Origin of the sequence: Maribacter algicola, assembly GCF_003933245.1 — a bacterium.
Taxonomy (GTDB): domain Bacteria; phylum Bacteroidota; class Bacteroidia; order Flavobacteriales; family Flavobacteriaceae; genus Maribacter; species Maribacter algicola.
This window is the reverse complement of the sequence record NZ_QUSX01000002.1, coordinates 987,595-1,012,553: the sequence shown is the minus strand read 5'-3', so window position 1 is coordinate 1,012,553 and position 24,959 is coordinate 987,595. Positions and strand designations below refer to the sequence as shown.

Sequence of the window (24,959 nt, the reverse complement as noted above, 5' to 3'; positions counted from 1 at the left end):
GTAACACATTTCTAAAACCACAAAGGCTTACTTAAAATTTGAAATCACTGAATTGTTGAGCGATAAAAGGGCTAATATTTACATATTTCATTTGATTATATGTTTGGTTTACCTGAACTCTTTGGATTCTAATTTGTTGAAACTTCATCATTTTCCCATCTACCAAAAATTTAGAATCATAGGTAACGTAGAAATTTGAATCATTAATTTTACTTGCTACAGAGGAATACGATTTTATTGATTTACGCTGAAACTGACTATATAATTCCTTGAGATTGCTATAATAACCAATAAAACTATCTACTCTTTTATTTGTATCGTTTGACTCTTTTCTATCAATTTCAATGCCTTTTACTATATAAAGTTTCATATTATACAAGTTATTTACAACTATTAGAATATAGTATTTATATTCCTATTCAAAAATACAAAATATCAGCACTATAGGTACTTAACGTATAATTGATTTATAATATATTGACATATTACAAATCAACGTTAATAACTCATCAGCAAAACACTTGATTTACAAACAGTTGAAAAATATCTTTGTAATAGGATTAAACAACTGTATGTCCAAAAAAAGTGAAATAAAAAAGAATATCCGATTCTATAAAAAAGAAATGGAAAAATGGGAATTAAGAATCTTCATCTCTCTAATTTTAATCTTTTTGGGAATCACTGGGTTTTGTTTTTTCTATTTAAAAGCTAACAATTGGAATATTATAAGTCTACAAATAAATACGGTGGAATTATCAAAATTAGGCATACTAACACCTTTTATTTTTTGTTTAAGTTTTTCGGCAAAACAATTCAATTATTATAAAAGGCAATTAGATTTATATAAGTTAAAAAAAGTAGAATTAGAATATAAAACGTGTTACAACAAAGAACTAAGTTAAAAACCAGTTTCACATTTATACGGATTTATAATTCTTGCCTTTCTCCCGCTACCGCACGAATCATTTCGCGTGGTTCCACTACAAAACAGACTAATGAAACGGTATGAAAACAAACGGAGCTCATCGCAAAAAAACAAACTAAAAAAGAATCCAAATGAAATATGTATTGCCTTATATGATGCTCTTAGGGCTTGTAATCTCCTGCCAACCCAACACGGGTGAAACGGACAATTCCCAAGCTCCAACCCCGATATCTATGGGGGCCAGAACCCAACTCACCAAATCCTACATAGACCCAGGTCCCGGGTATTCCCAAGCGGTGGTGGTGGAAGCCAACGGCATAAAAACCATCCATATCTCAGGGCAAGTGGGCACGGGCCCTAATTTTGAAAGTCAGTTTAAGGAGGCGTTGGAGGGGCTCTTAAAAACCTTGGAACATTCAGGCGCCAGTTTTGATGATGTGGTCAAATACAATACCTATATCGTGGATTACCAACCCGCCTATTTAGATACTTTTAGAACCGTTCGCAAACAGCTTTTGGGCGATAAGGACATGCCCGCCAGCACCTTGGTGGGGGTACAGGCCTTGGGTTTGCCGGAATGGAAGGTGGAGATCGATGCGATAGCGGTCGTGGAAAGGAAATAAAAAGTCATTTCGAACCGAAATAAAATGACTGTGAGAAATCTAATTTCAATAGATTTTCCGTCGCCTAGCCTGTCTTGAGCGTCAGTCGAAAGGCTCTGTATAAATGCCCCTCGCTGGCACAAACATTATGCTCGTTCCCCACTAAAGTATTCATCCAATCGTATGGTAAAGCAATTCAGACGGGGGAGATAGTTTTGCCATCTGTGTTGTGTCCCGCTACTGGGACTAGTTCCAATCCGTTAGTGCCCCTTTATTTAGCAAATACTCAAATTCGGGCTTTTTCATTTCATTTTTCCTCAAACGAAAGTGTTAAGACCTGTTAAATAAAACACAACTTTTTTTAAAAAAAGGGTTTTAGGCCTAGCTTTGAAGGACCAAGAAAATCAAACTACCAGGTTTACACCATGAAATTTAAATATGTTATCTATATACTTCTCGCTGTGGGTTTGGGAAGCCTTATTATGTATCGTATCGATGCCAATGCAACTATTGGAAAAACATCAAAACCTTCCCCGGAAGCTACTAAAACCAATGTGCGGGGAATCGTCCTGACGCCCAGAAAATTCGATGATAACATCTCGCTTTCCGGAACCTTGGAGGCCAATGAACAAATAGAGATTCGGAGCGAGGTTTCTGGCATTGTGAAGGGCATCAACTTTCAGGAAGGCAGTAAAGTGGGTCAGGGCCAAGTGTTGTTTCGGGTGGACGATGTGGAACTACAAGCGCAATTGTCCAAGGCCAAAACGGCTGAAAAGCTGGCTTCGGAAAATGAGCGAAGGGCCAAATTGTTGTTGGAAAAACAGGCCATCAGTCAGGAGGAATATGACATCGCCAGTGCGGATTTTAAATCGGCAAATGCAGAAACATCCCTTATTTCCGCCCAACTCTCCAAAACGGTTATTCGGGCCCCTTTTTCGGGAACGATAGGACTACGTTCCATTTCAGTAGGTACTTACGTAACACCTACCACGCCCGTTGCCAAATTGGTGAATACGAGCAAACTTAAAATTACCTTTTCCATTCCGGAAAAATATGCCTCCCAGATTCGGGAAGGCTCGAACCTTACCTTCAAGACTTCCGATTCCGCCAAGGACTATACCGCCACCATCTACGCTATAGAACCTGAAGTAGAGATTGCCACGAGGACGCTCAGAATGCGGGCCATTGCGGATAACTTGGACGGTACGTTGTACCCGGGGGCCTATGCCAATGTGGTCTTGCCCTTGCAAACGGTTGAGGATGCGCTGTTGGTCCCTTCCGAAGCCTTGATACCCGTACAGAACGGAAAGAAAATTTTTGTGGCTGAAAATGGAAAGGCCAAGGAAGTAGATGTGGAAATCGGTGCCCGTACGGGATCTGAAGTTCGCGTATTGAACGGATTGCATGTTGGGGATACCGTATTGACCTACGGGGTGATGGCCCTAAAGAACGGAGCACCCGTAACCGTTGAACTAGAAGAACAGGAATTAAACCCAGCGGAATAATGAACCTGTCTACACTCAGCATAAAAAGACCTGTCCTTACCATAGTAATGAACGTTACTATTGTTTTGTTCGGCATCATTGGTTATACCTATTTGGGGATACGGGAGTTCCCGTCCATAGACCCCGCACAGGTATCCGTACGCACCAATTATGCCGGTGCCAATGCGGATATCATCGAGTCACAGATTACGGAACCCCTGGAAAAGGCCATTAATTCCATCGATGGTATTAGGAACATTACCTCTTCCAGTGTACAGGGTTCAAGTTCCATAAGTATCGAATTTAATCTCGATAAGAACTTAGAGGATGCTGCAAATGACGTGCGGGACAAGGTTTCCCAGGCCGTACGCAGTCTGCCCGATGACCTGGATGCACCGCCGGTCGTTTCCAAGTCCGATGCCGATGCCCAACGTATCCTTTCCATGACGGTGCAAAGTGATGACAAGAATATCCTGGAGCTGTCCGACTATGCCGAAAATGTCATTACCCCACGGATTGAGACCATTCCGGGCGTGAGCAGTGTGCAGATCTGGGGACAGCGCAGGTATGCCATGCGCTTGTGGATAGATCCCTTAAAATTGGCCTCGTATGGATTGACGGTGGCCGACGTTCGCAATGCCCTGTTGGCGCAGAATGTGGAATTGCCATCTGGGAAATTGACCGGGGCCAATACGGAGCTCGCGGTGAAGACCATTGGCAACCTGCAAACAGAGGAAGAGTTCAACAATATCATCATTAGGGCCGATGGCGAAAAATTGGTCCGACTTAGCGATATTGGTAGGGCGACCTTGGAAGGTGAGAACATGGAGACCAAAATGAGCGATTCTGGCCAGCCAATGGTCGCCACAGCGGTCATTCCCCAGCCAGGTACCAACTATTTGGAAATTGCCGAGGCCTTCTATCAGGAATACGAAAAACTGAAAAAGGACCTGCCCGAAGGTTTTAAGCTCAATGTGGTCATCGACGACACCGTTTTTGTAAAACGCGCGGTCACCGAAGTGGGGGAAACCTTGCTGATTTCCATTATCCTGGTAATCCTGGTCATTTACCTGTTCTTTAGAAACTGGTCCATGGCTTTGCGGCCCTTGATCGATATTCCGGTTTCCCTGATCGCCACATTCTTTATCATGTGGTTGTTTGGTTTCTCCATCAACGTGCTTACGCTGTTGGCTATCGTACTGGCCACGGGCCTTGTGGTGGATGATGGTATCGTGGTCACCGAGAATATTTATAAAAAAGTGGAGGAGGGGATGAGCCCCATTGAGGCGGCCATAAAGGGCTCCAACGAAATTTTCTTCGCGGTTATATCCATTTCCATTACCCTGGCGGCGGTTTTCCTTCCGGTGATATTTTTGGAAGGATTCGTGGGAAGGCTTTTTAGGGAATTTGGGGTGGTGCTGGGTGCGGCGGTACTGGTATCGGCCTTTGTGTCGCTTTCCTTGACCCCCATGCTCAATGCCTACTTGATCAAACCGGGAAAACAGAAACAGTCCAAATTCTATCATTTCACGGAAAAGTATTTTATTAAAATGAACGAAGCCTATGCGGAGGGCTTACGAGGGTTCATGAAACGGAAATGGCTGAGTTTTCCCATATTGATCGGATGTTTGGGACTCATAGCCCTCTTCTATATCCTTTTGCCAAAAGAAACGGCTCCTTATGATGATCGTAGCTTTGTACGCTTGAACGTGACCGCACCAGAAGGATCTTCCTATGAATATATGGACCGATTGATGACCGATATCACTGAACTGATCAATGATTCCATACCGGAAAAAAAGGTGAGTCTGGTTTTGACATCCCCGGGTTTTGGATCTTCCTCCGTCAATAGCGGAAGGGCAAATATCGCCCTTGTAGATCCCAGTGAAAGGGAACGTTCCCAACATGAAATTGCAGAGGATTTGGGTAGATGGGCCAAGGCCTATGTGGGCGGAAAGTCCAATGTATCCGAAAGGCCTACCATTTCCGTGAACAGAAGGGGCGGTCCTCCCATTCAATTTATTATCCAGGCACAGAATTTCGAAAAGCTGGAGGAAAGGATTCCGGAATTCATGGCGGAGGCGGAGCAGGATGAGACCTTTTCCTTTGTGGACGTAAACCTAAAGTTCGATAAACCGGAGATTTATGTGAACATCAATCGGGAAAAGGCGGAGACTTTGGGTGTTTCGGTTCGCGATGTGGCCCAGACCCTGCAATTGTCCTTGAGCGGCCAACGTTTCGGGTACTTTTTAATGAACGGAAAGCAGTATCAGGTCATTGGTCAGTTCGACAAAAAGGACCGAGATGCGCCCGTGGATTTGACCTCTATTTTCGTAAAGAACGACGCTGGATTATTGATTCAGTTGGATAATCTGGTGGAAACTGTAGAGCACAGCAGTCCGCCACAATTGTACCATAATAACCGATACATGTCGGCCACCGTATCAGCGAATTTGGCACCCGGTAAAACCATCAATGACGGAATCGAGGCCATGGAAGCCATTAAGGACAAAGTCTTGGATGAAACCTTCACAACCGATTTGGGCGGGGAGTCCCGGGATTTTGTGGAAAGTAGTTCCAACACGCTCTTTGCCTTTGGCCTGGCCCTATTGCTCATATTTCTGATTTTGGCCGCACAATTCGAAAGTTTTATAGATCCCTTTATTATCATACTCACCGTGCCCATGGCTGTTGCCGGTGCCATGTTTTCCCTGTGGCTTTTTGGTCAGTCTTGGAACATTTTTAGTCAAATAGGGACCATCATGTTGATAGGATTGGTTACCAAAAACGGGATATTGATTGTGGAGTTTGCCAACCAACTTAGGGAACAGGGCATGTCCAAACACGAAGCCATCTTTAAGGCTTCTGAATCTCGATTGAGACCTATTTTAATGACTAGTTTGACCATCGCCCTTGGGGCATTGCCCATTGCCTTGTCACTTGGAGCGGCCTCTACCAGTAGAATAGGTATGGGAGTCGTCATTATTGGGGGAACAATGTTTTCGTTGGTTCTTACCTTGTTCGTGATTCCGGCCCTGTATTATTTATGGTCGAAGGATAGGGTGGAGCGGCCAGAGTTCAAAGTTTTAGAAACGTATTAAAATGCCATACCGAATACTTTTAAGTTCATTAGTTATTTTTTTGAACGTTTTTTTGATTACCGCACAAGAGGTGTTGACCATTGATGAAACCGTAAAGCTGGCTTTGGAAAACAATTTCCAGATCATCACCGCCTCAAATGACTTGAAAATTGATGAATATGGGGTAAGTCCCGGATATGCGGGTATGCTACCTTCCGTGCAGGCAAGTATTACGGACAATAATAGAACTACAAACCTGTCCCAGGTACGTTTGGACGGTACCGTACAGGAACTGGACAACGCCGTTAATAACAACCTGAACTATGGTGTGGCCTTGGATTGGACCCTTTTTGACGGGCTAAGGATGTTCGCGAATTATGAGCAGTTGAAGGAAAACAAAAAGTTGGGGGATGCGGAATTGAAACAGGTCATATTGTCAACGGTAGGCGCCGTGATGATCACCTATTACGACCTGGTACAGCAGCAGCAGCAACTTACCGCTTTGGACAGTACGATACTTATTTCCAAACAGCGGCTGGAATTGGCCCAAAATCGGTTTACCATAGGCAAAGCCTCCAAATTGGAAGTATTGAACGCCCAAGTGGACCTTAATACAGATGAAACCTTGATGCAGCGCCAAAAGGAATTGTATGCCAATACCAAGATTCGGCTAAACCAACAATTGGCGCGTGACCTGGAAACCGATTTTGAGGTGGCCCCGGAAATTTTTGTGGACGAATCCTTGCTTTTGGACGAACTTCAAACAATGGTCCTGAGCGAAAACCCACAATTATTGGCCTCTCAGATCAGCAAACGAATTTCCGAGCTGGAATTAAAGCAGATCAAGGCCGCTAGGTTGCCTACCATCACCGCAACCACGGGATATATCATTAGCGAGTCAGAATCAAGCTTGGGTTTCATTGTGTCCTCCAATTCCAAAGGTTTCAGCTATGGTTTTGGTGCTACGTTGAATCTATTTGACGGGTTCAACCAAAATAGGGACGAGAAGATAGGGAAGTTGCAGATCGAGAATGCCGAAGTTGCCATCGCGCAACAGGAACAGGATTTATTGGCAACACTGGGAACTACCTACCAGACGTATCTTACCAATGTGAGTTTGATAGAGCTCGAAGGCAATAATGAGGCCATTGCCAAGGAGAATTTGGATATCACTGTGGAAAAGTACAGGATCGGGATTATCCCCACCATCGAATTTAGGACGGCCCAGTTGAACTATATCAATGCCAAGGTGCGCTTCAGCAATGCCAAGTTTCAGGCTAAACTTTCCGAAATTATCTTAAAACAACTGGCCGGAAATCTAACGATTTAGATAATCCGGCGAATTGTTCAGGATTAGTCCATTACAAACTTAAATCCTGCCGTTATGATGTAGGAGCGAAACGTAGTATCCCGATCGTATTTGTAAAATTTAAGGTCGATGCCCTTTAGGCCGAATTCCCAAATGTGCAATTGGGCAAAAATATCGGTGTAGGAAGCCCCAAAGCCCAGTTGGTTCGCGTTGTATTTGGACAGATCATAGTCCGAGGTATAAAATTCCTGGGTCGATAGATGGGTTTCATAGGGACCAAAGTAGTCGGCCGCCGTTTGATTATAAAAACGATAGGACGGGTACAGGGTAAATTTATCTGAAATCTTTACCGGGACTTCTACGCTGGCCGTATGCGAATTGATGCCCCAATCGTCAAAATAGTATCGGTAAAAGGTACGAACGGTTATCAATTCGTTTACGAACCAGTTCAATCTTCCGCCTAGGGCAATTTTGGTTCGGGTATCGGGAAGTCTTTCCACATCATCGGCCAACTGAAAATCCTCAATGAAGGAATCGGCCACGTCGCTAAAATAGACCCTTTGGAACGGGGTGGACAATAGGCCCTGCTGTTGAACCACATCCAAGGCCAAAGAGCCTTGAAGATTTCTGTGCAGTATCTGTGAGAAACCCAGTCCCAAGGAATAGGAATTCCTGTTGGTTTTATCGAACTCGGTGAAATTGGGATTGTAATTGACATTTCCCGTAATCTCCGTAGGCCTAAAGAAACCAATACCATTGGCTCCAAAAGCCCTTAATTCAAATGGGTAAATGGTATTCCAAGAATCCAGGTATACATTGGCCTTTACACTAACTTCCGTATTCTTTTCGTTAAAAAGTCTGGAATAGCTTCCACCGAATCCCAAGGAGAAATAATCATATTCCGAGGATACGGACAGCATACCGGAAACGATATTATTTCGGTCATCCGAACTATGCGTATAGGATCCCGTAAGGTTGACCCAAACATCGCCGCTTGACGCACCGGAACTTGCCACGAATGGGTCGGCTCGCCGACCGCCGTCAAAGGGATCTATATTACTGGACGACGCCGAGGTATACGCGGAAACCCCCGCATCTATGGTGAGTATATCATCATCATTTAAAGGAATGGATACCACAAAAGTTCCCGTGGCATCTGTAAGTTGTTCGGTACCAATACCCCCACTTACGGCGGCATTGTCGCCATCCTGTGAGTAGTAGCTGGAAAGGAAGTCAACCTCCGTAGTTTCCAATACTCTTTTTTTATATTGGGTATCGTTTTGGTCGTCCTGGGCAAGAGCGATACTCCCAAGTAATCCCAAGAAAAGGGCAAAATAGTTTCTGAAAAATGTCATGGACAAGTACTTGTTTTCAATAGGTTAGTTGCAGCCACAGCCTCCGCCGGTTTTTCCGCCGTTGCCGCCTGCCGCGGCTTCCCTATAGGAATGCATGGTCGTCACATTGCGGTCACAGGGTTTTTCGGCCAAGATCATATCCGGGTCGTTGATGTTGACCTTTTCGTATTCCTTAAGCACCGTACAACTACCAAAGGAAATGGCCATGATGGTCAATACTAGCAATTTTTTTATCATAGTTTGTCTATTTCAATATTACTGGATTTTGAAATGTTTCCTTTTTCATCGATGATGATACATTCCACTTTGGGCAGTTGATTGATCCTATCCAATCCAATCTCCTTTCCCATCACAAAAACGGAGGTGGCCAAGGCATCTGCCAATTCCGCTTTGGGCGCAAAAACGGTTACACTTATGATTCCCGTTGCTGGATGCCCCGTTCTGGGGTCGATGATATGGGCATAGCGTTTGCCGTTAAAGGTAACATAGCGTTCATAGTCACCGGAGGTGACCACGGCACCGTCCGTAATGGGCAACAGAGCAAAGACCTTGTTTTTGTTCATGGGATTGGTAATGGCCACTTTCCAGGATTCCCCATTGGTCTGTTTTCCCCAAGTATTCATATCCCCAGAGGCATTTATGATGCCTGCAGGAACGCCCATATCCGTCAACATTTGTCTCGCTTTATCCGCCGCATATCCCTTTCCAATGGCCCCAAAACCTATTTTCATTCCGGGAAGTTTTAGAAAAACGGTTTGCTCTACGGAATCTAAAATGATATTCTGAAAACCCACCTTGGCAACGGAAGATTTTATTTCCTCCTCGGAAGGCATTGTTTTCATGCTACCATCGAATTTCCAGATGCGGTCCATAGAGGCATAACTGATATCAAAGGCACCATCCGTTAATTTGGAAATCCCTAGGGCCCTTTTGATTAATTCATACAGTTCAGATTCCACCTTAACAGGTTTGATACCGGCATTTTTGTTAATTTCCGATGTTCTGGAATTGGGATCCCAGGAGGATATCAGCTTTTCGATGCGGGTAATCTCATTGACGGCCAGGTCCATATAGCTATTGGCAGTAGTGGAATCATTGGCAACGACCGTAAGGTCAAACCTACTTCCCATCAATTTAAGGGTGCGCTGATAGTTCCGCTGCGAAAAAATCACGGTGGATATCATCAAAACCCCTATGAAAATGTACTTCCTCAAATTATTCGGTAAAGGAATCCAAAAGATGCATATATTCCTTGGGATTCATTTTTTTGTAACTGGTCTCACCCTTCACCTTTCCCTGCTCGTCCAAAACGACTACAAAAGGGAAGATTCCGTTTTTATTGTATTTCTCGGCAAGTTTGGCATTTGCCTCAGCTTGTTCTTTCGGCAGGGCATTCTGCTTCTTTCTGGGAAAGTCCGCCTGTAACATGACATAATGATCCCTGGCATAGGATTTAAATTCTTCCGTACTCCAAACTTCCCGATCCAATTTAATACACGGAGCGCACCAATCTGAACCTTGAAAAACCAAGATAATCGGCTTGTGCCCATCTTTTGCGATTTGCTGTGCTTCAGTAAAATCCTTATGCCATTCTTGGGCAAATGTGGTTGCTATTCCTAAAAGGAAAACAATAGCCAACAAGTTTATCTTACAATTCATTACTTTTTTTATTTATGCCTTGTTCAATAAGTATTCCAAAAGCATTCAATTTCTATCTTAACAAATTAGACTCCGATCAGGTTATAGGTTCCTTTGGTCAAAAATTGTGATTTTGGCGCAAAACTTTCCGTTTCCTGTAGGATCGTAAAACCGTCATGCTCTTCTTCTATGGTAACTTCTTTTTGTGAAAAATAATATGTATTCCCTTCCTTTTTTTCGAGAACCAGAACATTGGCCGTATCGTCAATAGTTACGATCGCCTCGCTGGGCAATGCCTTTGCCTGGATATCATCTGTTATGATCTGGGCTTCCACGAACATTCCGGTTAGGAAATTTTCCTTGTCCTCGTCCTTCAAATGACCATGTACTTTGATGGTCCTATTTTCATCAATGGAAGTGCCTACCAAATGTACTTCCGCATTAAAAGTATCGCCTGAGGCTTCCGGTATTTTAAAGGTAATCCTTTGACCTTTTTTCACTTTCATAATATCCTTTTCAAAAACCGATAGTTCCAAATGCACATGATCGTTATTGATGATTTCCATAATGGAGGACGCCGGCGAAACATACGCGCCCCTGGAAACATTCACTTTGGTAATACTACCGGAAATAGGCGCCTTAATGGAAACCGAAGACACAATAGTGCCGTTTTTCACCTGTTCTGGTGAGATGTTGAGCATGGTCAATTGCCTTTCCAAACCTGTATGCCGGGCTACAGCGGATTTATAATCACTCTCCGATTTCAAAAAATTCTTTTGAGAGGTAATATTTTCATCGGACATAATTTTGTGTCTTTCATACTCTGCCTTTAAAAAGGTAAGTTGCTCGTTTACCTCCAAATACTGTTGCTGCAGGTTCACGAATTCCGGATTTTCCAAGGTCACCAACGTCTGCCCCTTGCTCACTTTATCACCGATCAAAAAGGGAGTCGTTCTAATATATCCCCCCATGGTCGCAGTTAGAACCGCCCTGTTTTCTGGCGGTACGTCTATCATGCCATTGACACTTACCCTGATTGGAAAGGATTTTTCTTGGATGGTACCCAATTCCATGCCCAGTTGGTCATATTGTGCCTGCGTTACTTCTATAAAAGAGGAGGTTCCAGCTTCTGCCGAAGTTTCGTTGGTACTGCTTTTTTCGCCACATCCTATGACGCCCGCTAGAAGCGCCAATGTTAGAAAATAATATATATATGATTTCATGGTATTCTGTTTATAAGGTTAAGTAATTGATGGCAATTACCGTGGAATTATATTCTTTAAGTTTATTAAGATATTCTAGTTTTACGTCGTAAGCGCTTTCAAGACTTTGTATGTATTGGTAAAAGTCGATTTCCCCATTTTGGAAGCTACTATTGGCCATTTTTAAAATTTCGTCCGATAAAAGGCTACCCTCATTTTCATAGTATTCCAAGGATTTGGAAAGCACCTGAAGTTGCTTTTTTAAAGTGGTCAATTTTGTTTGAAGCTGTATCTCAAAATCCGTATAGGCGGCCTCGGCACTTTGTTCGGCAATTTTTGCCGATTTTATCCGTGAGGCCTTTCCCCCAAAAAACAAGGGAATCTTAAGACCTAACTGGTAACCATGCAGGTTCCCGCTGATTCTGTCGTTGGTGCCTTGAAAATATTCCACGCCAATGTCAGGGAGCAATTGCTGGTTTTCCAGATTCTTTTGGGCCTGTTTTAAATCTATTTGATTTTGATAAAAGGAGATTTCCGGAATCGATGCAATGGCTACAGACTTCAGGGGAACCTTTAATTGGGGAGCTTCGGCAATAACGATGCTGTCCTGGGACTGGATGATCTTCATCAAATTCTGATAGCTGATTTCCACATTCCGTTCCGTCTCGGCATATTTTAGTTGGATTTGCCGTTGCTTTGAGGTTGCGGTGATCTTCTCGAGATAATTGGTCTCACCCAGTTCAAAACGTCTGTTGGCCATCTGGGAAAAGTTTCCGTATAGACTGTCCAATAGTTGAAGTACATCGGCCATTTCCCGCGCGACCTGATATTCAAAATATCCGGAAACTACCTGTTTTTCCAAGTTCTTGGTTTGGATATCATACGTGCTTTTAGCAACATTGTATAACTCCTTGTTCACCCTTCTTTTTGAAAAATAAACCGTGGGGAAACTAAAACTTTGGGCAACGCCAAAGACTTTCAATGGCAAATTGTTAAGGGCCAAATTGTTTTCGTCATAGGAGTAGTACACATCCGTTTTTTCAAAATCAAAGGCACTGTTCACAAAGGCATCCGTTGCTTCCATACCCAATTGATGTGCCTTTAGACCCGCATTGTTTTCAATCGCCATGGGTATCAATGCCTCCAAATTCTTGGGCGGTTCCTGGGCTTTCACTTGGAATGACCCAAAAAGGACCAAAAGACCTATAATAAGATTGGTTTGTTTTGAAAGGCCCATACTTTTTTTCTCGATATGACCGCTCAGGTAGGAATACAAAACTGGTAACACCACAAGGGTCAAAATGGTCGCGGTAATGAGTCCGCCTATGACAACAGTAGCCAGGGGGCGTTGTACTTCGGCCCCTGCGTTGGTAGAAATGGCCATGGGAAGAAAACCTAGGGCCGCGGCCGAAGCGGTCAGCAGAACCGCCCTAAGCCTGTCCTTGGCACCTTCTTTGATTAAATCGTTCATGTCTTCAAATTTGCCCGAGGCTTTCAATTCCTTAAAATGTTCGATCAGTACGATTCCATTCAGTACAGCAATGCCGAACAAGGCAATAAAACCTACCCCGGCAGAAATACTAAAAGGCAAACCTCTCGCCCACAATAATAGTATGCCGCCTACGGCCGCCAATGGAATGGCGGAATAAATCATTAAGGCTTCCTTAACCGATTTAAAAGCAAAGTAAAGTAGAATGAAAATTAAGATCAAGGCAATAGGTACCGCAATCATCAATCTTGCTTTGGCACTTTGCAGATTTTCAAACTGTCCCCCATAGGTAATGGAATAGCCTACGGGAAGTTTTACATTTTTATCGATCAGTTTTCGTACGTCGTCCACAACGGATTGCAAATCCCTGTTACGCACGTTAATTCCTACAACAATCCGTCTTCTTGTATCGTCCCTGGATATCTTGGCCGCACCTTTTTGGTAGGTGATTTCCGCCAATTCGCTCAAAGGGATTTTGCCACCAGTGTTAAGGTCCACATATAGGTTCTTTAGGTTATCGATATCCTGACGTTTTTTACTGTCTAGCCTAACGACCAGATCAAATCTTTTTTCGCCTTCAAAAACGCTGCCTGCTGTCTTACCCGCAAACCCCATAGAAATCATGTCATTCAATTCCTGGATGTTGAGACCGTATCTGGCAATTTTAGACCGATTGTATTTTACGTTCATTTCAGGAAGTCCCGCTATCTTTTCCACCGATATATCCGCTGCACCGGGGACATTTTGGATCAAGTCTCCTATTTCTTTTCCTTTTTTAGCAAGAATGTCCAAATTTTCACCAAATATCTTGATGGCAATATCGGCACGAACCCCTGTAATCAGTTCATTGAAACGCATTTCGATGGGTTGTGTAAATTCAACCTCCATACCCGGTATTATGGACAAGGCCTCTTTGAATTTATCGGCCAGTTCATCCTTGGATTCTGCGGAAGTCCATTCACTTTTTGGATTTAGTATGATAATCACATCACTTTCCTCCATGGACATGGGGTCTGTGGGAACTTCTGCCGCACCGATCCTTGTAACCACTTGTTTAACTTCGGGAAACTGATCCAGCAATATACGTTCTATCTCTGTGGTGATTTCGACCGTGTTGCTTAGGGAAGTACCTGTTTTTAGCACGGGTTGAATTACAAAATCCCCTTCGTCCAAAGTGGGGACAAATTCACCTCCCATGGACATATAAAGGGAAACGGCAATCGCCAACAACGCCGCGGCAATACCTAGCACCAATTTTTTACTGCGTAATGCCCAGTCAATAATAGGATCGTACTTTTTGGTCAACCAATTCATCAAGCGAACGGAAATATTTTTGTCCGTGGACTTGGAGGGTTTTAAAAAGAGCGATGACACCACCGGTACATAGGTAAAGCACAATAGCATGGCACCGATCAAGGCAAAACTAAAGGTCAATGCCATAGGCTTGAACATCTTGCCTTCTACACCACTCAAGGATAGGATGGGAATGAAGACGATAAGGATGATGAGCTGCCCAAATATGGCGGAGTTCATCATTTTGGTGGCACCGGTATAGGTTATTCCATCCCTAAGCTCCTGTTGTTCGCTTTTGGTCAGCCCTTCTAGTTCCGCCCGTTTCTTGGTTACATTGAAGGCGATAAACTCCACGATGATCACGGCACCGTCAATAATGATCCCAAAATCAATGGCTCCCAAACTCATCAAATTCGCATCCACGCCAAAGATATACATGAGCGAAAGGGCGAAAAGCAGGCATAAGGGAATAACGGAGGCCACCACAAGACCGGATCGGAAATTTCCAAGCAGTAGTACGACCACAAAAATTACGATCAAACATCCCAGAATCAGGTTTTCCGTCACAGTAAAGGTAGTTTTGGCAATGAGTTCACTTCGATCTAGAAATGCATTGATATATACGCCTTCAGGCAGGGATTTTGAAATGTTCGCAACACGTTCCTTTACCGCTTCAATGACCTTTTTGGAATTGGCATCCTTAAGCATCATTACCTGGCCCAAAACTTTTTCGCCTTCTCCATTTCCGGTAATGGCACCAAAACGGATTGCATTTCCAAAGCCTACCGTGGCAACATCCTTGATATAAACAGGAACCTCGCCGTCATTTTTAACGACGATGTTTTCTATATCCTTAAGGGAACTGACAAGACCTTCACCCCTAATAAAAAATGCTTGGTTTACCTTTTCGATATATCCGCCACCGGCTACGCTATTGTTGGATTCCACAGCTTTAAATACCTCTTGGGAACTAATGTTCATGGCATTGAGTTTCTCCGTATTTATGGCCACTTCATACTGTTTTAAAAAGCCGCCCCAAGTATTAACTTCAACGACACCTGGTATTCCAGAGAGTTGTCTTTTTACGATCCAATCCTGTATGGTCCGTAGATCCTCTGCGGTATATTGGTCTTTATATTCTGGCTTAACATCAAGAATATACTGGTATATTTCACCCAATCCCGTAGTAATGGGGCCCATTTCTGGAGAACCAAAATTGGAGGGAATTTTTTCCGAGGCCGATTTTATTTTTTCGGCAATTAACTGTCTTGGCAAATAAGTGCCCATGTCATCCTCAAAAACGATGGTAACCACGGAAAGCCCAAATTTTGAAACGGACCTTATTTCCTTTACACCGGGTAAATTGGCCATTTCCAACTCCACGGGATAGGTAATAAATTGTTCAATATCCTGGGTGGAAAGATTTCTTGAGGTCGTAATGACCTGAACTTGGTTATTTGTTACATCAGGAACGGCACCTATGGGAATTTTTGAAAGGGAATAAATTCCAAAACCTATGATAAAACATGTAAATAGTAGGACTATAAACTTGTTCTTTATACTGAAATTAATAATATGTGAAAGCATATGTCATAAAATAATCAACATTGAAATTGTCCGAATCCTGTAATCCGGAATTAGCGTTTAACTTGATTAATCTTATGAGTGCCGGGGCGGCTGGAGCAACCCTTTTGTATGAGAAGATGAAAAAGGTGCTTGGTAAAAGAAATGTGCAGCTTTAAATTCTGTGATTATAGGACTTTCCAATTCGGAATCTAATGGATTGTTAGTATAGGCTACAATGGAACTTAAGTGACAATGATGCTGAAAAGGTAATTTTTCATGATCTTTCTTTTCTTCCTGATGCTCCCTTTCGTGTGCCGCTTTCAATTCACCATAATGTTTTGAGATAAAGACCAAGACATTGTCGCCATATTGTTCACTATGAAATTTGGCGTGTTCAATGAACTCATCAATTTGGGCTAAATCGTCCGAATGGAGTCCAACACTTTGTAATAGAATTACAAAGGAAAGTACTATGGAAAATATTTTGTTCACCAGGATCAAAGTTAATGAAAGACTTTAAAAATATGAATACCAATATATTAAATGGAATCAGTCTAAATTTAAGAAAGGAGGTGGACTGCAGAATTGAACAATGTTGATAATTCGAACAGGTATTCCTAGGTGAAAACTACTTTCAACAAGTATTTTTGCAAACTTTAAACGCATGGAAAAGTTAAAAGTGGGCGATAAGGTGTACAATACAAAGCAAAATGGATTTACCGATTTTGTGCGTTACTCATTTTCTGAGGTTGTTGCCTTGACCAAGACCTTGGCGATATTAAAAAATGGTGTCCGGTTAATAAACCAGCCAAAGACTTCATATATTACGGAGGATATTGGCTATTCCGAATCCAGAAAAAAGGGTGCCCACTGGCATTTGGTATCTTTGGACGCTATTAGAAAGGCCCAGATCGAGAATGAAAAAATTGCGGCCCATGATTGGTTCAAGGAACACGAGTTTACCAATGAGGACAAACTGGAAATTTATCGTCGCTTTACATCCAAAGGAAAATAAGTATCTTCTCAATTTAAATATTTACTATGCCCGGTTTTGAACTATTTGGGGAAAAGGAAAAACAAAATGTACAAGACGTCTTGGAAACTGGGGTCTTGATGCGTTATGGATTTGATGGCCCCCGCAATGGACATTGGAAGGCCAAAGAGTTGGAAGCAGCTTTGTGCCATAGAATGCAGGTCAAACATGCCCAGGTAGTTAGTAGTGGTACCGCTGCCCTAACGGTAGCCTTGGCAAGTGCAGGTGTTGGGGCAGGGGATGAGGTTATTCTGCCCACATTTACATTTGTTGCCAGTTTTGAGTCGGTACTTGCTATTGGTGCAGTACCCATATTGGTCGATGTTGACGATACGTTGACTCTTAGCCCATTGGCCGTGGAAAATGCCATCACTCCAAAAACCAGAGTAGTCATGCCTGTGCATATGTGCGGCTCCATGGCTGATTTAAATGCGTTAAAGACCCTCTGTGATATTCATAACTTGATATTATTGGAAGACGCTTGCCAAGCTATTGGGGGAAGTTTTGAAGGCAAACCCTTGGGAAGTTACGGGGATTTAGGTTGCTTTTCTTTCGATTATGTAAAAACAATTACCTGCGGGGAAGGAGGTGCAATGATTACCAACAATCCCGATTTTTATAAAAATGCCGACCATTATTCAGATCACGGACATGATCACGTGGGCTCCAATAGAGGTGCGGAATCCCATCCTTTTTTGGGGTATAACTACCGAATCTCTGAACTGAACGCGGCTGTAGGTTGTGCCCAGATTGCACGTCTTGATGAATTTGTGGGTATACAGGAAAAAAATTATAACATTATTTTTGAAGCCCTTAAAAATATTGATGGGGTTACGTTTAGGAGGATTCCTATGGGGGGCGTTCAGAATTATTCTTTTTTGAATTTTTTCCTACCGACGGAAGACATTACCAGAAAAGCGCACCTGGCATTTGGTGATGGGGGCGTAGACGCCTGTTTTTATTGGTACGACAATAACTGGCATTATTACAGAAAATGGGAGCATCTCATCAATTTAACTTCCTTAGGTAGATTACCCGAAGAAGTTCAAAAAAACTTACCTGATTATTCCAAAACTAATTTCTCTGTATCCGACTCATGGATAGGGCGGACCATTTCCTGTCTGATCAAATTAAGCTGGGCCGAAACGGAGGTTCAAGAAAGGGCAAATAAAATGGCAACCATTATTAGAGACGTTCTTAAAAGCTAGCTCAGTAGTTTACATACTCCACTATTTCCAATCCATAGCCCACCATACCCACTCTCTTGGTCTGTTGGCTGTTTGTGAGCAATCGCAGTTTTGAAATTTCGAGATCATGAAGAATCTGTGCGCCTATTCCAAAATCCTTGGCGTCCATTTCTATTTTTGGCGCTTTGTAAATTCCTTGTTTCTGAAGTTCCTTTAATTCTGAAAGTCGGTTTAAAATATTCATGGACTCAACATCCTGATTGATAAAAACTATGGCGCCTTTTCCTTCTTGGTCAATGGCGTTGAACATATTTTCCAATTGTGAATCTACGTTATTGGTAAGGGTGCCAAGAATGTCATTGTTCACCAAGGTTGAATTGATTCTGGTAAGCACCTTATCCCCTAGGCCCCAGGAACCTTTTGTTAAGGCGAGATGAATGTGATTATTGGTAGTTTGTTTGTAAGCCCTAAGCCTGTATTCTCCAAACCTTGTGGTAATTGGAAAATCAAGTTCTTTTTGGATGAGGCTATCGTGCTCCATTCTATAGGCTACCAAATCCTCTATGGAAACGATTTTTAAGTCGAACCTTTTGGCAACTTCCATTAATTGTGGGAGTCTGGCCATACTTCCATCTTCGTTCATGATTTCAACGATGACCCCTGCAGGTTTTAATCCCGCCAAGCGGGCAAAATCTATGGCCGCCTCCGTATGTCCGGTCCTCCTCAGTACTCCCCCTTCCTTGGCAACTAAAGGAAATATATGTCCAGGTCTTGCAAAATCATGGGACTTGATGCTGTCATCGGTGAGGGCGCACACAGTTTTAGCCCGATCGGATGCGGAGATACCGGTTGTAACCCCTTGCCCCCGTAAATCAATGGAAACGGTAAACGCGGTTTCTAAAGGATCTGTATTGTTGTTTACCATACGATGCAGACCAAGATACTCGCATCTGCCTTCGGTCAATGGCGCACAGATGAGGCCTCTACCATGTGTGGCCATAAAGTTTATGGTCTCTGGGGTTGTCAATTCGGCTGCCGCTAAAAAATCACCTTCGTTCTCACGGTTTTCATCATCCACAACGATGATTACCTTGCCATTTCTGATATCCTCAATAGCTTCCTCTATCGTATTTAACTTTACCTCATCCGTAAGATTAGCTGTCATGATTTCCATTTTTCTTAATTTTTTTTATTAGGTTTTTGAAGAAATCCGTTACGACTCCAAAGCTCATCAAACCTTTGTCCTCCGTAGCCCTTTTGGTGAGTATGATACTTAAGGGCAACATGATCAACGTGGAAAGCCAAGCGCCCAACATTGGATGAATGTTCCCTTCCTTGGCATAATTACCGGCAAACACCCCAATAAAATAATAGACCAAAAATAATACAATTGCAATTACCATGGGAAGACCCAATCCCCCTTTACGGATGATGGCCCCTAAGGGCGCGCCTACAAAAAATAGGATGATACACGAAAAAGCCAATGCATATTTGTTATGCATGGAAAGTATGTGCATGTTATATATTTTATACCTTTTTTGCATTTCCTCCCTTTTGCCTTTTACAGAATTTAGGACATTGGTTGTGGCATTTTTTGCAGAATTCACGATTTGCATTTGGAGGTAGAAGGGGAATATATGGAAAATATCCTGCTTTATGGAATCTTGGCGCGCAGGATTGTTTTTAAGCTTGGCCAGCTTTATTTGCCGTATGGAATCCTGGGTTACCTGTAAGGGTGTTTTTGTTTTCGAAGTATCACTGGGATCTAACGGTTGAAACATTCCCATTCTATTTCCAATACTTTTTGAAAAGGCCCTTACAATGTTGTAATTATCATTTCTAAGGGAATCTATATCCTTTTTTAATCGGGAAATATTCTTCATTTTATCCGTACTAATATCTTGCTCCGCCTCTAAATCTTCATTGTTCAACTCTGGAATTTCAATATTCATGATATAGGTATCGAAATCTGCCTTGGCATGGGGATACTTCAGCTTGTTCTTTTTAGAGTCTATATCATCGTAATAATGGCCATCTGTTAGAATGAGCTTCACAATATCAGAATCTTCACTACTCACCAATTCCCCCTGTTTTGATTTTATGACCACATTGTTTTGGCTCCTGTCATTTTTTTTGTGGATGATTACATTTCTAAGGTATCGATCATTGTCACCATATTTTTCATCGACCTTTATGTTCATGCCCTCAAAATCACTAAAAACGCCTTCGGCAACTACCGCCGCAGGTTTTACCTTGGCGATGTTTTTTCTAAGATTGTAAATTTTACGTTGTGATAAGGGGATAACGGAATTTGCAAAAAAGAAGGTGATCCCTCCTAACAAGGTCACAAAAACGATCAAGCTCAACATGGCTCTTTGAAGCGAGATGCCCGAAGCTTTCATGGCCGCGAACTCATAATTTTCCGCAAAGGCCCCAAAGGTTAAAATGGAAGAGAGTAGCACGGTGAGCGGTAGTACTTTCTCCGTAAGATCTGGCATCAGGTAGAAAAGAAATTTACCTATAATGATAATATCCAGACCTTTACCGGCCAAATCATCTATAAAAAGCCAAATCGTTTGGAATATGAAGATGAACATCAATATTACAAACGAACTGACAAAATTAAAGGTAAACCTGGATAATATATACCGGTCTAATATTCTCAAGGGGATTAATTTCTTAAAATGTAATAGCCATCATCCTTATATTTAGCTTCGTCAAAAGTAAACAAGGTCGCCGATAATGGCTGATTTGTTTTAAAAGAATTAACAGTAATAGTGGTCTTTGTACCGTTCTTTCCTGTCTCAATAAGTCTGTAGATATGTTTTGTGCCCATATCGATTCCCAACAATCGGGATTTGATTTCGGTGTTGGAGTCGATGGGCGTCAATTTTACATACTGGATTTTCCTGCCCTGTACATTTTGAAGGATGTCCCACTCATAATTGTGGCCTTGCTTGTAAAAGGTCAACATTTTTGATGGTGTCATGGCATCTTCCTCGTTGGATTGGTCCTCAATGGTCACCTCTTCGTTTTCCGGAACAATGGTATATACCTTTTTACCATCATAGAGTTGTTTTGAGCCGAGATAATTAAAGACGTATTTATCTCCTGCGAGGGTTACGTCGCCCCTGGTTTCCTGATTGATGCCAGCCTCGGCATTCTTTAAGTCGAACTTAAAGTCCACGAAAATGTTGTCGTAGCTTTTTACTCTGTTGTATACTTCGTCCAAAAGTGCTTTTGCTTTTTCTGGCGTTTGGGCGCTTAAAATGGTTGTAGTAAAAACAAGCGCGAATACCAATACTATTTTTTGCATTTCTTTTAGTTTAAAATTTTACTGCCCATTATAGGCTTTCATTATCCAATAATTGTTGCAGGGATGCCATATCTGGGATGAGCACCTGCCTTGCCTTACTTCCTTCAAAGGGGCCAACAATGCCCGCAGCTTCCAATTGATCGATTATACGTCCGGCCCGGTTGTAGCCAAGCTTTAACTTTCGTTGAATTAGCGAGGCGGAACCTTGCTGGGCAATTACGATGACCTCTGCCGCTTCCCTGAACATTTTATCCCTGTCCTTGATATCATAATCAACACTCGTGCCAGAATCTTCACCAACATATTCCGGTAACTCATGTGCTTCCGGATATGCTCGCTGTGAGCCAATATATTCCGTAATCTTCGCAACTTCGGGGGTGTCTACAAAGGCACATTGTATACGGGTAACATCGTTTCCTTGTGTATACAGCATATCCCCACGTCCTATCAATTGATCGGCTCCTTGGGCATCCAAAATGGTTCTGGAATCTATCTTAGACGTTACACGGAAAGCAATCCTTGCAGGAAAGTTCGCCTTGATGATACCAGTAATAACGTTCACTGACGGTCTTTGCGTAGCCACGATGAGATGTATACCTATGGCACGAGCCAACTGTGCCAATCTGGCAATGGGTGTTTCCACTTCCTTACCTGCCGTCATGATAAGGTCTGCGAACTCATCGATGACCAAAACGATGTAAGGCAAATATTTATGACCATCGTTCGGGTTCAATTTACGGGCCTTGAACTTTGTATTGTATTCTTTTAGGTTCCGTACCATGGCCAATTTCAGCAGTTCGTATCTGTTGTCCATTTCGATACACAAGGAATTGAGCGTATTGATAACCTTGGTATTATCCGTGATGATGGCTTCCTCAGAATCGGGTAGTTTGGCCAAGAAATGGCGTTCGATTTTATTGTACAGGGTAAGCTCCACTTTTTTTGGATCTACCAAAATGAACTTAACCTCGGCCGGATGTTTTTTATACAATAGGGAAGTAAGGACGGCGTTGAGTCCTACCGATTTACCTTGACCTGTGGCACCTGCCATCAATAGGTGGGGCATTTTTGCCAGGTCCACCACAAAAGTTTCATTACTAATAGTCTTTCCAAAAGCGATGGGTAATTCCATTTCAGCTTTTTGAAACTTGCTTGAAGCGATAACGGATCGCATGGAGACTACCGTTGCATTTTTATTGGGTACTTCTATCCCGATGGTTCCCTTCCCGGGAATAGGGGCAATGATCCTTATCCCCAGAGCTGCCAAGGACAAGGCAATATCGTCCTCGAGGTTCTTGATCTTTGAAATTCGGATACCTGCATCGGGAACAATTTCATATAGGGTTACGGTAGGGCCAATGGTGGCCTTGATCTGTGCGATTCCTATTTTATAGTTCTTGAGGGTTTCAACAATTTTATCCTTGTTTTCCTCAAGTTCTTCCTGATTAATGGTAATACCCCCGGATACACCATGGGCATCCAACAAATCGATGGTAGGAAATTTGTAATTACCAAGCTCCAGGGTAGGGTCGAATTCCCCAAAATCATCTACCAATTTACTGGCCAGAATATCGATTTCTTCAGGTTCCTCAACAATTTGCTCCACTTCCATGGCCAGTTCCTCCTCTTCTTCCTTGGGAACCGTTACCTTAAAGTCATCCTCGTCTTTGGCCAAGTGCGGTATTTCTTCCTTGTGGGTATAGGTATCGACCAATACTTGCGACTCATCTTCATTGCTTACCGTTATTTCATCCTCAATATATTCAGGGTCATCGCTGGTTTTGGAACGTTTAAAGTCGGCAGACAGTTCATTTCGTTTCGACTTAAAAAATTCGGCCACGCCCTCCGGAGTTACATCAAAAAGACGTACCAAAATAAATACCAAGCCAAAAACCAATAGCAACAACACACCAATTTTACCAGTATAATCTTGAAGAAAATCGTTCATTTCGTATCCAACAAGACCCCCAAGCAAGGGACTTTCAACGGCAAAGAAACCAAAGGCGATGGAAAACCAGACCAAGAACAATAGTCCCCAGATCCATTTTTTGGCCAACCCTTTTTTGTCCAATCCTAGGAACATGTAAATTCCCGTTAGGCATAGCAAAAAGGGGATTATCAACGTGGCGATTCCAAATCCTTTGTACACAAAGAAGTGGCTTATGCTGGCACCGAATTTATTGAGCAGGTTTTTGGCCTCCTCGTTCCTGTTCTTAAACTCGGTCAACAAACTCTGATCATCCTCCCAAGTAAAATAAAAAGAAACAAACGAAAAGAACAGGGCAATACTAAAGAGCACGAGAAGACTTCCCAAAATAATTTTGTTCTTCTTGGAAATCATGAAGGGATTCTTCTTTTTTGTAGATGTTGCCTTTGGCTTTGATTTGGATGCCTTTTTTGCCATGTACACTTTAATGGCAACGCCAAAAGGTATATTACCCCTAGGCTTGCCTCAAAATTAAAAATTAGTTTCAAATGAATTCCTCATGGGCCTGCCCTGAGGTAATTTACTTTGGGGGCAAAAATACAAATTTACCCCCTAAGGCCTCTTGCAATTATTTTTAAAAAATTTTAGGAAGATAAATTATGCAACCTACAATGCTCGCCGCTATGGATACCAACATGACAGCTCCTGCGGAGATATCCTTAATCAGTCCGATTTTTTTGTCATATTCAGGTTGTACATAATCTGAAATTTTCTCCACGGCGGTGTTTAAACCCTCAATACCCAAAACTAGGGCAATAGCGAATATCTGTAGAATCCATTCCGTATTGGAAATCTCAAAATAAAAACCCGCTGCCGTCATTACCAACGTGATAAAGACTTGGATTTTTATACTAGCTTCCGTACGTATCAATAAAAGTGCGCCGCGAAGGGCGAAACCTATACTTTTTATTCTATTTACCAGAAAGGATTCTTTGGGCATTTTGCCTAATTTAGGAATCCATCAAAGCCTCAAGGGCTGCCTTGTAGTTAGGTTCGTCCACAATTTCTGGAACTTGCTCCGTGTACAAAACGGTTCCATTTTCATCTAGAACGACTACAGCCCTAGAATGAAGAGATGCCAAAGGGCCATCCGTAAATTCCAAATTATAGGCCCTGCCAAAATTACCGTCCCTAAAATCGGATAGCATTTCTACGTTCTTAATTCCTTCGGCGCCACAAAAACGGGCCTGGGCGAAAGGTAGATCTTTGGATATGCACAAAACTATGGTATTATCCAATTCCGCTGCTTCCTCATTAAATTGCCTTACGGACTGTGCACATGTTCCCGTATCCACACTAGGGAAAATATTCAAAACCAATCTTGAACCTTCATAATCAGAAAGTTTCACGGATGATAAATCATTTTTAGTTAATTGGAAATCAGGTGCTTTACTGCCTTCATTGGGTAAACTTCCTAGAGTATGTATTTCAGTTCCTTTTAGTGTTACGGTAGCCATAGTATGTGTTTTTAATTGGAACGTGAAATTATAAAA

At 42.5% G+C, this 24,959-nt stretch carries 20 protein-coding genes; 6 read left to right on the top strand and 14 right to left on the bottom strand.

Going from position 1 to position 24,959, the window contains the following annotated elements:
• Positions 1–31: 31 nt before the first annotated feature.
• Entirely contained in the window at positions 32–370 is a 339-nt protein-coding gene (locus DZC72_RS13660) for a hypothetical protein (protein WP_125223462.1), read from the bottom strand.
• A 686-nt stretch (positions 371–1,056) separates the two neighbouring features.
• Here DZC72_RS13660 and DZC72_RS13655 point away from each other — a divergent pair.
• The 4 genes from DZC72_RS13655 to DZC72_RS13640 all read left to right on the top strand — a co-directional run bounded on the left by DZC72_RS13655 (position 1,057) and on the right by DZC72_RS13640 (position 7,421).
• Entirely contained in the window at positions 1,057–1,548 is a 492-nt protein-coding gene (locus DZC72_RS13655; protein WP_125223461.1) for a RidA family protein, read from the top strand.
• A 404-nt stretch (positions 1,549–1,952) separates the two neighbouring features.
• Positions 1,953–3,032 (top strand): efflux RND transporter periplasmic adaptor subunit, encoded by a 1,080-nt coding sequence (locus DZC72_RS13650; protein ID WP_125223460.1) that lies wholly within the window; start codon positions 1,953–1,955, stop codon positions 3,030–3,032.
• The gene (locus DZC72_RS13645; RefSeq protein WP_125223459.1) at positions 3,032–6,112 is read left to right on the top strand and encodes an efflux RND transporter permease subunit; all 3,081 of its coding nucleotides are present in this window, start codon (positions 3,032–3,034) and stop codon (positions 6,110–6,112) included. The genes DZC72_RS13650 and DZC72_RS13645 overlap by 1 nt, the downstream gene beginning before the upstream one ends.
• A 1-nt stretch (position 6,113) precedes the next feature.
• Positions 6,114–7,421, top strand: coding sequence for a TolC family protein (locus DZC72_RS13640; protein WP_125223458.1), 1,308 nt, complete (start codon positions 6,114–6,116; stop codon positions 7,419–7,421).
• Positions 7,422–7,444: 23 nt separating this feature from the next.
• On the opposite strand, the gene DZC72_RS13635 is transcribed toward DZC72_RS13640, so the two are convergent.
• From DZC72_RS13635 to DZC72_RS13605, 7 genes are all read right to left on the bottom strand, one after another.
• A complete protein-coding gene (locus DZC72_RS13635) occupies positions 7,445–8,755 on the bottom strand; it encodes a DUF3570 domain-containing protein (RefSeq protein WP_125223457.1) in 1,311 nt (436 codons plus the stop codon).
• A gap of 24 nt (positions 8,756–8,779) precedes the next feature.
• Positions 8,780–8,992 carry a DUF4266 domain-containing protein gene (locus DZC72_RS13630; RefSeq protein WP_125223456.1) on the bottom strand — a complete coding sequence of 71 codons (213 nt, stop codon included), beginning with the start codon at positions 8,990–8,992 and terminating at the stop codon, positions 8,780–8,782.
• Positions 8,989–9,939 (bottom strand): FAD:protein FMN transferase, encoded by a 951-nt coding sequence (locus DZC72_RS13625; protein WP_125223736.1) that lies wholly within the window; start codon positions 9,937–9,939, stop codon positions 8,989–8,991. Before DZC72_RS13625 ends, DZC72_RS13630 begins: the two co-directional genes overlap by 4 nt.
• Before the next feature lie 31 nt (positions 9,940–9,970).
• Complete coding sequence (locus tag DZC72_RS13620; RefSeq protein ID WP_125223455.1) at positions 9,971–10,414, bottom strand: thioredoxin family protein; 444 nt, start codon at positions 10,412–10,414, stop codon at positions 9,971–9,973.
• A 65-nt stretch (positions 10,415–10,479) separates the two neighbouring features.
• Entirely contained in the window at positions 10,480–11,616 is a 1,137-nt protein-coding gene (locus tag DZC72_RS13615) for an efflux RND transporter periplasmic adaptor subunit (protein WP_125223454.1), read from the bottom strand.
• Positions 11,617–11,626: 10 nt separating this feature from the next.
• Positions 11,627–15,964: a CusA/CzcA family heavy metal efflux RND transporter gene (locus DZC72_RS13610; RefSeq protein WP_125223453.1), complete on the bottom strand. Its 4,338-nt coding sequence runs from the start codon at positions 15,962–15,964 to the stop codon at positions 11,627–11,629.
• 72 nt (positions 15,965–16,036) lie between these two features.
• Complete coding sequence (locus DZC72_RS13605; protein ID WP_125223452.1) at positions 16,037–16,435, bottom strand: hypothetical protein; 399 nt, start codon at positions 16,433–16,435, stop codon at positions 16,037–16,039.
• Between the two features lie 172 nt (positions 16,436–16,607).
• Between DZC72_RS13605 and DZC72_RS13600 the strand changes: the two genes are divergently transcribed.
• Together DZC72_RS13600 and DZC72_RS13595 are read left to right on the top strand one after the other, a co-directional pair.
• The gene (locus DZC72_RS13600; RefSeq protein WP_125223451.1) at positions 16,608–16,958 is read left to right on the top strand and encodes a pyruvate kinase; all 351 of its coding nucleotides are present in this window, start codon (positions 16,608–16,610) and stop codon (positions 16,956–16,958) included.
• 26 nt (positions 16,959–16,984) lie between these two features.
• Complete coding sequence (locus tag DZC72_RS13595; RefSeq protein ID WP_125223450.1) at positions 16,985–18,184, top strand: DegT/DnrJ/EryC1/StrS family aminotransferase; 1,200 nt, start codon at positions 16,985–16,987, stop codon at positions 18,182–18,184.
• A 1-nt stretch (position 18,185) separates the two neighbouring features.
• Here the strand turns inward: DZC72_RS13595 and ribB are convergent, their stop codons facing one another.
• From ribB to tpx, 6 genes are all read right to left on the bottom strand, one after another.
• Positions 18,186–19,328: a 3,4-dihydroxy-2-butanone-4-phosphate synthase gene (gene ribB / locus DZC72_RS13590; RefSeq protein ID WP_125223449.1), complete on the bottom strand. Its 1,143-nt coding sequence runs from the start codon at positions 19,326–19,328 to the stop codon at positions 18,186–18,188.
• Positions 19,318–20,760 carry an LptF/LptG family permease gene (locus DZC72_RS13585; protein ID WP_243641747.1) on the bottom strand — a complete coding sequence of 481 codons (1,443 nt, stop codon included), beginning with the start codon at positions 20,758–20,760 and terminating at the stop codon, positions 19,318–19,320. Before DZC72_RS13585 ends, ribB begins: the two co-directional genes overlap by 11 nt.
• 74 nt (positions 20,761–20,834) lie before the next feature.
• Complete coding sequence (locus DZC72_RS13580) at positions 20,835–21,479, bottom strand: LolA family protein (RefSeq protein WP_125223447.1); 645 nt, start codon at positions 21,477–21,479, stop codon at positions 20,835–20,837.
• Positions 21,480–21,507: 28 nt separating this feature from the next.
• Complete coding sequence (locus DZC72_RS13575) at positions 21,508–23,883, bottom strand: FtsK/SpoIIIE family DNA translocase (protein ID WP_125223446.1); 2,376 nt, start codon at positions 23,881–23,883, stop codon at positions 21,508–21,510.
• Between the two features lie 157 nt (positions 23,884–24,040).
• Complete coding sequence (locus DZC72_RS13570; RefSeq protein ID WP_099543173.1) at positions 24,041–24,406, bottom strand: diacylglycerol kinase; 366 nt, start codon at positions 24,404–24,406, stop codon at positions 24,041–24,043.
• Positions 24,407–24,416: 10 nt separating this feature from the next.
• Positions 24,417–24,923 carry a thiol peroxidase gene (gene tpx, locus DZC72_RS13565; RefSeq protein ID WP_125223445.1) on the bottom strand — a complete coding sequence of 169 codons (507 nt, stop codon included), beginning with the start codon at positions 24,921–24,923 and terminating at the stop codon, positions 24,417–24,419.
• Between the last annotated feature and the right edge of the window lie 36 nt (positions 24,924–24,959).